Source organism: Pedobacter sp. R20-19 (assembly GCF_000708265.2).
Lineage (GTDB): Bacteria > Bacteroidota > Bacteroidia > Sphingobacteriales > Sphingobacteriaceae > Pedobacter.
The window spans coordinates 623777-638043 of the sequence record NZ_JCKI01000003.1; the positions used below are offsets into that span (position 1 = coordinate 623777).

The 14267-nt window shown below is 39.8% G+C and carries 6 protein-coding genes; 2 read left to right on the plus strand and 4 right to left on the minus strand.

Annotation, left to right across the window (positions count from 1 at the left end):
• Positions 1-87: 87 nt before the first annotated feature.
• Together AN34_RS10235 and AN34_RS10240 are read left to right on the plus strand one after the other, a co-directional pair.
• Positions 88-5862 carry a gliding motility-associated C-terminal domain-containing protein gene (locus tag AN34_RS10235; protein ID WP_082468365.1) on the plus strand — a complete coding sequence of 1925 codons (5775 nt, stop codon included), beginning with the start codon at positions 88-90 and terminating at the stop codon, positions 5860-5862.
• Positions 5863-5870: 8 nt separating this feature from the next.
• Positions 5871-6791 carry a type IX secretion system membrane protein PorP/SprF gene (locus AN34_RS10240; RefSeq protein ID WP_029284977.1) on the plus strand — a complete coding sequence of 307 codons (921 nt, stop codon included), beginning with the start codon at positions 5871-5873 and terminating at the stop codon, positions 6789-6791.
• A 372-nt stretch (positions 6792-7163) separates the two neighbouring features.
• On the opposite strand, the gene AN34_RS10245 is transcribed toward AN34_RS10240, so the two are convergent.
• From AN34_RS10245 to AN34_RS10260, 4 genes are all read right to left on the minus strand, one after another.
• Positions 7164-8573, minus strand: coding sequence for a TolC family protein (locus AN34_RS10245; RefSeq protein WP_029284978.1), 1410 nt, complete (start codon positions 8571-8573; stop codon positions 7164-7166).
• Positions 8560-11745 carry an efflux RND transporter permease subunit gene (locus AN34_RS10250; RefSeq protein WP_029284979.1) on the minus strand — a complete coding sequence of 1062 codons (3186 nt, stop codon included), beginning with the start codon at positions 11743-11745 and terminating at the stop codon, positions 8560-8562. The genes AN34_RS10245 and AN34_RS10250 overlap by 14 nt, the downstream gene beginning before the upstream one ends.
• Before the next feature lie 142 nt (positions 11746-11887).
• Positions 11888-13012 carry an efflux RND transporter periplasmic adaptor subunit gene (locus AN34_RS10255; RefSeq protein ID WP_369818087.1) on the minus strand — a complete coding sequence of 375 codons (1125 nt, stop codon included), beginning with the start codon at positions 13010-13012 and terminating at the stop codon, positions 11888-11890.
• A gap of 137 nt (positions 13013-13149) precedes the next feature.
• Positions 13150-13755, minus strand: a complete 606-nt coding sequence (locus AN34_RS10260) for a TetR/AcrR family transcriptional regulator (RefSeq protein WP_029284981.1) — start codon at positions 13753-13755, stop codon at positions 13150-13152.
• Between the last annotated feature and the right edge of the window lie 512 nt (positions 13756-14267).

Sequence of the window (14267 nt, forward strand, 5' to 3'; positions counted from 1 at the left end):
AAATTAAAATACTGACTAAAGATTCCATTGTCGTGTCAACTCTTCTTGCCTGCAAGAAGGAGACCATCATCATCCAAATAAAACTGTATGAAAAAATTTCTACTTTTATCTCTGTTGTTTCTGATTGCGGGCAGATTATTCGCTCAGGTAACACTCACTACTTCGCCCTATGTGGAAAACTTTGACGGAATTGGCACAGCACTTCCAGCTGGTTTCTCTGTAAGAACAAATGCAACAGCCACAGCGTTAGGAACATCCGCAGCCCTTACAACCGCTGCTACTGCATGGAATAATGCCACTGGTGCATTCAAAAACTTTGCATCTGCAACAGCAGGATCAGCAGCAACAACTGCTGTTCAAGGTTCAGCTACAGATCGGGCCTTAGGCTTAAGGCAAACTGCAGCTGTAGGAGATCCAAATGGGGCTTTTGTTTTTCAACTGGCCAACACCACAGGCAAAACAGCGCTAAAACTAAGCTTTAATTTACAATCTTTAGATGCCGGATCGCCAAGACAAGCCACCTGGCGGGTAGATTATGGCATTGGTGCGGCACCAACTGCATTTACGGCAGCAACCACCACCGGGACATTAACCACAGGAAACACCTCTTTCACTAATAATACGGTAAATATTGATTTTGGAACAGCCTTAGATAATGTTTCAAATACGGTATGGATCAGGATTGTGACCATCAATGCAACTTCAGGGTCTGGAAACCGCCCTTCTACAGGTATTGATAATTTTAATTTGTCGTTCACATCGGGTGGAGGCGTATCAACCCCTACTTTAACGGCATCAACGGCAAGTTTATCTTTCGGAAACCAAAGCATCGGTACAAACTCTGGTAATCAAAGCTTTACAGCAAAAGGAACCAATACCAACGCAAACACCAATATCACTACCACTGCACCTTTTTCAGTATCAAAAGATAACAGTGTTTTTTCAACTTCCATCGCATTTACACCCACAGAAATAGCGGCAACGCCCACGGTATACGTACGGTTTAGCCCTACAGTAGTGGGATCATCATCCGGTAATATTGCGCTCACTAGCACAGGTGCAACAACTATAAATATTGCTTTATCCGGATCAGGTGTACTAGGAGATGTTACTCCGCCAGTGACCACGAGTACATACCCAAAAACCAGTAATCCAACTTTAACAGAACTTACCTTAACCAATAATATTAACGAGGCTGGAACCAGCTATTATATTTTACTTCCATCAGGTGCAAATGTTCCTACCCCGGCACAAGTAAAAGCTGGTGTAGATGCTTCTGGTACAGCTGCATTAAAGTCGGGTTCATTTGCCAACACAGCTAATACTGATGCTTCTATAACTGTAACTGGTTTAACCTCCGCAACTGATTACACTTTCTTTGTAGTTGCACAAGATGCTGCCGGAAATTTACAAACAACCGTAACTAACGCAAATGGAAGTACAGCCAACCCACCATTGGTAAGTGCTCCGGTTATTATCAGTCAGTATTATGAAGGCACTTCGGTAAATAAATGGATAGAATTAACCAACCTGAGCAATGCGCCTATCAATACTGCAACACCTCAATTAAAACTGGCTTTATACAATATATCTGGTGATGCCGGAACCATTAATATCACGGGTGCACCATCTCAAATCGTTAATTTAAACTTTACCATTCCTGCACGTGGATCTGTTTTGCTGGGCAACACCGGAAACAGCAATACTGAAATTCCTTATCTCACCACAGCAAGTGCCGTTTTAAACAGCAATACGGTAATCAACTTTAATGGAAACGATGGTGTGGCTTTGCTTGATGCCAATAACAATATCATTGATGCTTTTGGACAAGGAGTGAATGCGAAGGATGTTTCTTATGTAAGAAGTTTGAATGTTACGGCACCTAGCCCTACTTATATTGATGACGACTGGACAAGAACCACTATGGCCTTGGTTCAAAATGCCATTGATGATGATGATGCAAACCGTTTAGGCGTTCATTTCCCGCCAAACCTACCAGTTTGCGCAGCGCCATCAACCCCAGCTACAGCATTAACTTTTAACAGTGTAACCACCAATAGCATTTCGGCAGGTTTCACTAAATCAACCGATGCAAACGAATATCTGATCATCAGAAGCCAGAGCAACACCTTAACCGCTTTACCAGTTGATGGAACGGTTTATAATGTGGGTACCTCATTTGGTGGCGGCGTTATCGCCAACAGAATCGTAACCAATGTATTTACAGATAACGGATTAACAGATGCAACGAACTATACTTATTTCATCGTTCCATTAAATAACATCTCATGTACAGGAGGCCCTAAATATTTAACCACAAATATTTTAAGCGCAAGCCAGTCTACCAAAACATTATTGCCTTGTGCAACTCCGGTAGCCCAGCCAACCAACTTCACCATTACATCATCCAACTATAATTTTATTCAAGGCGCTTTTACAACAGCCACCGGTGCAGATGAATACCTGGTGGTAATGAGCACCAATCCTGCTTTAACAACTGCTCCGGTAGATCAAACCACGTACAACATTGGCGATCAGTTAGGCGGTGGTATCGTTGTTAAAAGAGGAACCGGCGGCACATTCATCAGAAATGGTTTATCCCAAAATACCAATTACTATTTCTTCATCTATTCCATTAACAGTGCTTGTAGTGGCGGGCCATTATACCTCACTACCCAACCGCTGCTGGGCAACCTAAAAACTGGTGTTTTAGACGTAAATAAGCTTAATTTCTATTATGGAAATTTGCATAGTCACAGCAGTTATTCTGATGGAAATAAAGACGACTTAACCAAAAAGCCTGAAGATGATTATGCATTTGCTAAAAACTCCATGAATTTAGATTTCCTGGGTATATCAGAACATAACCACACACAGGCAGGAATGTCTTTGGCAAGCTGGCAACCCGGAATTGAAGCGGCAAAAAAAGCCACTACATCTACCTTCGTAGCCATGCACGGTATGGAGTGGGGCGTAATTAGTGGTGGCGGACACGTAATAGTTTACGGAATTGATTCATTAATTGGCTGGGAACCCGGAGAAAATCAAATTTACGTACCTAAAAGCGTGTATACCGGCCCTACCGGATTATTCAGAATCATCAACAGACATGGATTAAATGCTGTTGCAACACTGGCACATCCTAATACAACCGATTATAATAATATTTCAGCTACTTATGATTTAAGTGCAGACAGTGCAATTGTAGGTGCTGCTTTGGAAAGTGGCCCGGCATTTTCAACCAACATCACCTATTCAGACCCAGCCAGCTCTATGAGTTACCTGAGTTACTATAATAGAATGCTTGCCAGAGGTTATCACCTTGGCGCCAGTATCGATCATGATAACCATAACCTAACTTTCGGCAGGCATACCCGGGCCAGGTTAGTTGTAATGGCTCCTGCCCTTACCGAAAACGATTTATTGGATGCGATTAAGAAGATGCGTTTTTATGCATCGCAAGATTCTGCTGCAAAAATTGTCTTTACCATTAACAAACAACCCGTTGGTAGCATATTTAAAACCGCTGGCGCACCACTTATTGAGTTAAACTCAATTACAACAAGCCCGGTAACAAGTATTAAAATCTTATACGGTACCCCAGGTAGCGGTGTAAATCCGATTGAATTAACCTCAAGCACTTCTACCAGTTTAACCTATACAGATAATGCACTGGCAAATTTAGCAACAGGCTATTACTATGCAGATCTTGTAGAAGCAGATGGAAGCCGGATCATTACTTCTCCTATTTGGTATAGCAGAGATGATGCATCAGTAAAATCCGACCAAACCATCACACTTGCGGCGGCCAAAACGGTTACCTATGGTGATCCTGATTTCCCGGTTGGTGCAACCAGCAATAATACCAACATTAACATCACCTATACCAGCAGCGATACCAATATTGCAACCCTGAGCAATAACGATATCCATATTTTAAAAGCAGGTACGGTTACCATTACAGCTAATCAGTCGGGAGATACGTTTTTTAATCCAGCCGTAGCAAAACAGCAAATTTTAACTATAGCGCCTAAAAAGATTACCGTAACGGCTGATGCCAAAACCAAAGTAGAAGCCACTGTAGATCCATCGTTTACCTACACATCTACTCCAGCATTAATCGGAACAGATATTTTCACAGGTGCTTTAAGTAGAAATCCTGGAGAAACAGCGGGCGATTATGCCATTACCCAAGGCACATTGGCCTTGAGTACCAATTATGCCATTGATTATCAAACTGCTAATCTGCATATTTATGCCAAACCCGCAGCCATAGTAAGTTCAAATGTTTCAGTTCCGCTTAATGCTCCTGCTCCGGCAATTACTTTTACGGCCTCAGCAGGTACTGCTCCATTTACTTTTACCTATCAAATTAATGGTGGTGTAGCGCAAACGGCAACATCAAACACCAATACGGTAACCATTACAGCACCTACCAATACAGTAGGTACATTTACCTATACTGTAACCAGCATTACCGATGCCTACAGCACCCAAACGCAAAATATTTCTACTACGGTAACAGTAAACCCAATTCCTGTAGCAACCATTTCAGGCACAACAGCACTTTGCTTAAATAGCACAGCACCTACCGTAACTTTTACTGGTGGAAACGGTACCGGGCCATATGTTTTTACCTATAATATAAATGGTGGAGCAAGCCAAACCATAACCTCTACCGCTACAAATGCCAATGCAACACTGGTTGCACCAACAAATGTTGCAGGTAGTTTTAACTACAATTTACTAAGCGTTGCCGATGTAAATGCAGCACAAAATCAAAGTGGAACAGCAACAGTAACCATTAGAACATTAGCAACGGCAAGTGTTTCCGGATCTACTGCTATTCCACAAAATGGTACTGCACCAACCATCACTTTTACCGGGGCAAACGGAACCGCACCATATACTTTTACCTACAACATTAACGGTGGCACTAACAGAACCATTACCTCAACTGGCAATGTTGCAACCTTAGTTGCGCCTACAACATCCGTAGGCAACTTTGTATATAATTTAGTTCGTGTTGCTGATGTAAACTGCGAGCAAGCACAAACCGGTTCTGCAACTGTAACGGTTCGCCCATTACCTTTAGCCACAATTACAGGCAACGCTTCTGTATGTAATTTCAACAACTCCCCTGTAATCACTTTTACAGGTTCAGCTGGTACCGCTCCATATACCTTCACCTATACTATAAATGGTGGCAGCAACAGAATAATCACTACCAACGGAACAACGGTTACTTTAAGTGCGCCTACAAACCTAACAGGTACATTTGTTTATCGTTTAATTAGCGTGGCAGATGCCTTTGCAACACAAACCCAAAGTGGAACGGCAACAGTAACGGTAAATCCACTTCCCGTAATTAACATCAGCAGCAGCAATGTATCCATCTCAAAAGGCGAATCCATAATTTTAACAGCAACCGGCGGTTCACAATATAGCTGGACGGGAGCTGACATCACCAGCGGACAATCAACAGCTACTGCTACCATCAGGCCAAAACAAAGTGGAAACTATAAAGTAACAGTAACCAATGCCAGCGGCTGCACCAGCGATCAAAGTATTTCAATCACTGTGGTAGATGATTATAAATTAGAAGCCAGTACAGTTGTTACGCCAAATGGCGATGGCTATAATGATCGGTTTATCATTAAAAACATTGATTACTATCCAAAAAATACCCTGAAAATATTTGATAAAGCCGGCCGGATTTTATACACCAAACAAGCCTATGCAAATGATTGGGATGGAACTGTAAACGGCAGTCCGCTTGCAGAAGGAACCTATTACTACATCATTGATTTAGGAACAGGCATCCGAACTTTTAAAGGTTATATCAACATCATTAGAGACTAATTACAGACATGAAAGCAATTACTAAACAACTTAAGCAAATAAGTCGCGTAACGTTTCTATTTGCCGCAAGCATCATATTTTCTAAAACAGCAGGGGCACAAATCCTTCCGCTAAATGCGCAATATTTTCAAAATAAATACCTCGTTAATCCATCAATGGCGGGTATTAACGAAGGTTTTAATATTAATGGTAGCTTCCGTAAGCAATGGTCTAATATTCCTGGTGCTCCCATTACGCAAAGTGTAACTTTAGATCAACAAGTAAATAAAGTGGGCTGGGGTGTAAACATTTATAATGAAAAATCAGGCGGGATACAACGCACCAAAGCCGTTGGAACTTTTGCCTATCATTTACCCTTAAGCAGTGATAACCAACAGTTAAATTTCGGTATTTCATTTGGGGCCAGTCAGGATAAACTCGATTTAAGTAGCGTGCGGAACAGCGATATTAACGACCCTTCAATTGCCCGTTTTAATGATCGTGGCTATTATTTAGATGGCGATTTTGGTGTCTCCTATATCTCAAACGGACTTACCGTCGAGGGTGCTCTGCCCAATATGCGTTCCGTTTTCAGAAACGATGATTTAAATTACGCAAACAAACCAACATTCTATTCAGCTGTAAGTTATAAATTTAACTTCGGCAGTGGCATCAACGCCATTAGTTTGGAGCCGAAGGGAGTTTTCAGAGGCATTAAAAATTACGATAACCTTTGGGATGCCGGTGTAAATGCCAATTTCGCCAACGATAAATTGTATGTAATGGCCATGTACCACAACACACAAAATGCTACCGTAGGTTTTGGAATGAATTATAAGTCTTCCTTATATTTCATGGCCTATTACAATACGGCAACATCCGCCATCAGCGGTTATACCAATGGTGATTTTGAAGTAAACATCAGGGTAAATATTGGTAAGAAACCATAAATCAATATCGTAAAATTATAACAATCGGATCGAACATTAACTTTCGAAGTTTCAAAAGCCATTTGAGTTGGGAGAACTTCGTAAGTTTTTATAAGAAGTTCATCCTATCTGCCTAACGAGGATGAATAAAAATAGCGATTTATTTACCATGGTAAAAAACAACCGCTTGGGCATAAAATACTGCAATTACATAAAACCTATAAGGGTCTTAAAGACTCTTATAGGTTTAAAAAAAGTACCAATTGCCAAACAACAAACCGATTGTTTTTTACAACTGACCTAATAGCCTTGCCATTTCCTTCTAGAAGGCCTAAAAACCTATAAGGTTTTGAAAATCTTATAGGTTTATGTGATAATAAAGGTTAATAGCATTTAATTCCAGCCGCCGCCTAACGAGCGGTACAAGCCAACTACCGCATTAAGTTGTTCCGTTTTAATGGTAGTTAGTTCCAGTTCACTTTGCAATAAATTCCCTTGCGCCGTAATCACCTCTAAATAATTTGCCATACCACTTTTAAATAACAAACTCGCATTTCTGGAAGCCTGCTGTAAAGTCTGCGCCCTTTTTTCAGCAATGCTGTACTGCGATTTTAGCTTTTCTACCTTTGTCAATTCATCAGATACCTCGCCCACAGCATTTATTACCGACTGACGAAACTGAATCACCGTTTTTTCCCGATCGATTTTAGCCAGTTCTAAATTAGATTTAAGCTGACCGCGTTGAAAAATAGGTTGTGTAACTCCACCAGATACCATTCCAAATAAAGATGCTGGTATACTAAACCAATTGCTTGCCTTAAAAGAGTTGATTCCACCACTTGCCGTAATCACCAATGATGGATACAAACTCGCCTTCGCTACCCCTACCTTTGCATTAGCTACATCCAAAGCCAGTTCTGCTGATTTAATATCTGGTCTGCGGCTTAATAAAGATGATGGGAAACCAGCATTTAAGTCTGTAGGAATAACCATCTGATCTAAACGACTCAGACGGCTAATAGATTTTGGCAATGTACCAATTAATACACTCAAAGCATTTTCCTGTAAGGCAATATTTTGTTCTAACCTCGGGATTAATTGCGCCGCATTTAACTGTTGTGCCTCTGCCTGTTGAATGGCTAAAGAAGTAACCTGACCAGCATCAAACTGTAAGTTGATAATTCTAAGCGTACTATCATTTAGTTTTAAGTTTTTCCTGGCAATTTCCAATTGAGCATCAAGCATCAGCAAATTATAATAACCCTGTGCCACATTAGCTACCAAACGTGTTTGAATCGCTTTACGTGCCTCACCAGTTTGTAAAAAGCTGGCTAAAGCGCCAGCTTTTTGATTGCGGATTTTACCCCAAATATCTGCTTCCCAAAACACACCAAGGTTAGCATTATAATCTTCAATATGAGTAGATCCCGTAAACTGATTTAAACTTAACCCATTCAAACTATTATCAGAAGGGCGACTGGAACTTCCAGTAACCTGCAATTTCAACTCAGGCAAATACCCTAATTTAGATTGTTTGAACAAAACTTCCGAGGCATCAATGTTCTTTAATGCAATTTGCATATCATAATTCCTCACCAAAGCCGTATCAATTAAATGCTGTACCGTAAGATCGTTAATAAAGTTTTTTAGAGGCAAATCGCCAATACTGGAAGAATCTTTAGGCATAGAATTTCTAAACATTCCTGGAGCCAGATTTTCTGGTAAAGACAGGTTTCTGGAAACCGAACATCCGCTCCAAATAATTGCAAGAAGCAAGATGATGAATATATTAAACCGTTTCATAAACTAATTTTTTTACAGGCTCTTCATGATGAACAACCTCTTTTGATTTTGAAATTTTTTCTTGTAAAGCCTGGAAAATCACGAAGAGTACCGGGATGATAAACAAACCCAGAATTACTCCAGAGATCATCCCACCTGCGGCACCAATACTAATTGAATGGTTACCCTGCGCTGATGGACCAGTTGCACCCATCATTGGTATTAAACCTACAATGAAAGCAAGGGATGTCATGATAATTGGACGCAACCTTGATTTTGCAGCCTCTAATGCCGCAGCAATTAAAGGTTCGCCGGCACGTCGTCGCTGAACAGCAAATTCTACAATCAGGATCGCATTTTTTGCCAGCAACCCGATGAGCATAATCAGCGCCACCTGAACATAAATATTATTTACAATTCCAGTTAAACCTATCGCAACAAATACCCCAAATATTCCGGCAGGGATAGATAAAATTACCGCTAGAGGCAAGATATAACTTTCATATTGAGCAGATAGCAAGAAGTAAATAAATACCAAACACAATAAAAAGATCACGGTAGATTGTCCGCCAGATGAAATTTCTTCACGGGTTTGTCCAGAAAATTCATAGCTATAACCCGCTGGCAAGTGCTTTTCTGCCACTTCTTCAATCGCTTTAATGGCATCGCCCGAACTAAAACCAGGTTTTGGAATGGCATTAATAGAGATGGAGTTAAACAGATTATACCTTGATGCTGTTTCAGAACCATAAATACGGGTAAGTTTAACCAATGTATTTATGGGTACCATTTCACCTCTGTTGCTTTTTACAAACACCCTGTCTATAGCCGAAGGATCTGCACGATCCTGTACATCAGCCTGAACTACCACACGGTAATATTTACCGAAGCGGTTAAAATCTGATGCCTGTACACTTCCGAAATAAGTTTGCATGCTTTGCAGAATATCTTTCACATTCACGCCTAGCTGATCAGCTTTTTCATCGTTGATATCTAGTTGTAACTGCGGATAATCGGCTTTAAAACTGGTAAAGGCTACAGCAATTTCCGGCCGTTTCATTAACTCACCAATAAATTGTTGAGAGATACCACTAAATTTATCCAGTTTGCCACCTGTTTTATCTTGCAACACCATATCCAAAGCCTCCACATTACTAAAGCCCGGAACGGTAGGGAAACTGAACACAAAGAAATTACCGCCAGAAATGGCACCTAACTTTCCACGCACCTGATTCATAATATCCTCAATATTTTTAACCTCGCCACGTTCTTCATTTGGTTTTAACAATACAAAAACTACTGCTGAAGATGGACTGGTTGAGTTGGTAAGCAGGTTGAAACCTGATACGGCAGTTACATCTCTTGAAGCATCCAGCTTGCTTAAGATCCCTTCGGCTTCAGTCATTACCTTTTGAGTACCATCCAATGAAGTACCTGATGGTGTGTTTACTGCAATGGCAATAAAACCCTGATCTTCTGTTGGGATAAAGCCTGATGGTGTAGTTTTAACCATAAAGACAGTTACCAGCGTAATCAATGCCAAACCACCTAAACTTAACCATTTGTGGCGTACTAAAAACTTAAGTCCACCAACATAACGGTTGGTTAAGGAATTAAAACTGTGGTTAAATCCATTAAAAAACCTTTGCTTAAAGTTTGGTTTAACTTCAGTCTTTTCGCTATGAGCGGCATGATTATCCTTCAAAAATAATGCAGCCAAAGCCGGACTCAATGTCAACGCATTCACCGCCGAAATCACAATCGCAATGGCCATCGTGAAGGCAAACTGACGATAGAAAACACCTGTAGAACCCTCCATAAACCCAACAGGAAGAAACACTGCCGCCATCACCAGCGTAATGGAAACAATGGCGCCTGTAATTTCATGCATGGCCTCATGTGTAGCCGCTTTGGGCGATAAATGCTTGTGCTCCATTTTGGCATGCACTGCCTCTACCACTACAATCGCATCATCTACCACAATACCAATGGCTAAAATCAAAGCAAAAAGCGTTAATAAATTGATCGAAAACCCAAACAACTGCATGAAGAAAAATGTACCCAAAATAGCTACCGGAACTGCAATGGCAGGAATTAGGGTCGACCTGAAATCCTGCAAGAAAATAAATACCACAATAAAAACCAAAATGAAGGCTTCCACTAAAGTATGCTCTACCTGCTCAATAGATTGGTCAAGCGCAACCTTGGTACTATAAAAAATATTCTTTTTAATCCCGGCCGGAAAGCTTTTCTCTGATTTTTCCATCAGCTTGTTAATCGCCACTTGGATATCGTTTGAGTTTGAACCCGCCAATTGGATAATACCAATTACAATTCCTTTTTTACCATTCAATCGTGTGATACTATTATAAGAATAAGCACCCAATTCTACCCTTGCCACATCTTTCAAGTGCAAAATAGAACCATCGGCATTGGCACGTATAGCAATATTTTCATACTCTTCTGGTTTGGTTAACTTCCCCTTATATTTAATTACGTATTCAAAAACTTCCTTGCTCTTCTCTCCGAATTTTCCTGGGGCCGCCTCTAAACTCTTATCCTGAATGGCTTTCATCACCTCATTAGGCGTAACCTGATAAGTAGACATTTGTGAAGGATTTAACCAAACACGCATTGAATAATCTTTTGATCCACCAAAAATTGCAGCCGAGCCTACACCCGGGATCCTTTTGATTTCTGGAATAATATTAATTTGTGCATAATTGGCCACAAAAGTTTGATCGTATTTCGATTCATCCTCCGTGTATAAGCCAATTGCCATGATGAAACTATTCTGCTGCTTGGCGGTGATCACACCCTGCTGAACAACTTCAGCAGGTAATTGACTCGTAGCCTGAGCCACACGATTCTGCACATTAACCGCAGCCTGATCAGCATTGGTACCCAATTTGAAGAAAACGGTAATCGCCAGTGAACCATCATTACTGGCTGTAGAACTCATGTAGGTCATGTTTTCTACCCCATTGATGGATTCCTCAAGAGATGGGGCTACCGAACGTAAAACGGTTTCAGCATTTGCTCCTGGATAAACCGCCGTAACCAAAACAGATGGTGGTGCAATATCAGGAAACTGTTGTAATGGCAATTTAGTTAGGCCAAGTATCCCCAATATGACCAATAGAATGGAAATTACTGTTGCCAGTACGGGCCTTTGTATAAATATTTTAAACATTTTATCTTATTTTATTTTTTCGTTCCTGCAAAATGTGCTTTAAGCTTTTGTCACTCGGCTTTGGTCTTTCAACTTTCAGCTTTACGCTTTTACCTTTCAGCTTTAGTCTTTCAGCTTTTGCCTTTAATCTTTCAGCTTCCTATTATAATTGAGCAGCTTTATCTGATGCCTTTTCAGGTGTAATTACTTGGCCCTCCTGCAAACGATCAAGGCCACTTAATACAATCTGATCGCCAGACTTTACCCCATCTTTGATCAGATAGTTGCTGCCGCTTTTGCCAATTACCGTAATAGGCATTTTGCTTACCTTATTTCCCTGGTTTACAGTGAACACAAATACTTTATCCTGCATTTCTACCGTTGCTACCTGCGGAATTAAAATAGCTTCAGGATGCTGCAAGCCCAAACGAATCTTACCTGTATTGCCTGATCTTAATATTCCATTAGCATTTTTAAAACTAGCCCTTAAGGTAATGGCACCAGTGTTTTTATCAAACTGACCATCAATCATGTCAATTTTTCCTTTAACAGGGTAAGTTGTATTATCTGATAAAAGCAATTCAACTGCTGGTAAATGACTGATTCTATCTGCAGGAGTTTTTCCAGCATAATTTGCATTGAAGCTATTGAAATCGTTTTCTGCTAAAGCAAAATAAACATGTACTTCGTGAATATCAGATAGCTGTGTTAACGCTTCCTGATCAGTTGGCGACACTAAACTCCCTTGTTTTTTTGGAATCCGGCCGATGTAACCACTTACAGTCGCCTTTACATTAGTATAACCCAAATTAATCTGTGCCGATGCTACACTTGCCTGTGCTTGCTCGGCATTGGCTTGCGCAATTTTATAAGCCGTTTTTGCAGTCTTCAATTGAAAATCTGAGACAACTTTATTTTGAACCAATGGCGTTAATTTGTCCACTTCAAGCTGTGCATTTAATATAGCCGCTTGGGCAGCATGTAAACTTGCTTTTGCGTTGTTTAAAGCTTCGCGGTAAGGACGATCATTAATTTTGAAAAGTGTTTGTCCGGCAGTAACATAAGCACCTTCGTTTACCAAAACACTTTGCAGATAGCCGCTCACCTGTGGACGAATATCAATATCTACAGCACCTTGAATGGCTGCAGGATAATCGATATAAGTAGTTTGCGCACTTTCGGTAACCTGGCTAACTGGCAATACTGGCGGTGGTGGCGCAGCTGCAGTTTGGCTTGGCGAAGACTTGCAGCTTACTAAAATGAAAGATAATGTAGAAATAATTAACATAGACTTAACTTGATTAAACGATTTAACACTGTTAAGTAACATAAACAAGTGATGGATGGCATTCATTTGAATAAAAATTATGGTGAATTTAGCGTGTATAAATAATCTAACGGTGTTAGATTGTTGTGTAAAAAAAATTAACTATTAATAGATAATGTAATGCCTTTAATGGCATCTTTTAAAATTTGTTGGTTTAGTTCGTCGGTTGTTCTTCCATTCGGGCGAACCAGGTTAATGGAAATTAAACCATGAATGATAGACCAATAGGTATAATACTTCATGCAGATATCATTCTCTGAAACCGGTTTTTTATTAAATAAAGATTCAATCACGTCACCTAACATGGCAGAAACATTTTCAGCCTCTGGCATAGATTTTTTTACTGTGCAGCAAACCATATCCACACCATACATCAACTGATAAAATTCTTTATGTGTAAAGGCAAAGTTCCAGTAAGCAACCCACATAGCTTCCATTTTATCCGCAGCCGATTCATGTTGGTCTCTGGCTTCACGAATATCTTTGGCTAAAATCAAATAACCTCTTCTCGTTAATTCAAGAAGTATACCATCTTTATTCGAGAAGTATTCGTAAATAATGGGTGCAGTATACTCAATCTGATCAGCAATTTTACGCATACTCAAAGACTGCCATCCTTCTGTTTGAACAATGTTCAAGGCTGCATCCAGAATTTTTGTTCTGGTCTCATCTTTAAGTCGTAAAATTCTTTCTTTGCTTCCCATGATTTGGAATATGATGTGATAAATAATCTAACACCGTTAAGCAAATGTAGAATCAATTTTAAAAATGACAATCATTCATTTGTCATAAACATTTTATTATTAATTTTAGATCTAAAAATCAAGATTTAAAGCTTGTAAACGAACCTTTCTAATTGATTTTTTTTACAACTTAGTTACAAAACTACCATTTGATTATAAGCTGCATATAAACGCTATGGCTATTATGTCCTTACATTCCTATATGGTAAGAAATAATAGCGTCTAAACTGGAATATAAAATCATGCTTCCTTATAAAATTTTCATTCACGAAGCAAAATTACCATCTAAGGCATATAAGTTACATACAAGCGCTATGGCTATAATGTTCTTACATTCCTTATATGGTCAAAAATAGCGTTTAAACTGGAACATTAAATCACGCTTCCTTATAAATATTTCATTCACAAGGGAAAATTACCATCTAAGGCATATAAGTTACATATAAGCGCTATGGCTACTATGTTCTTACATT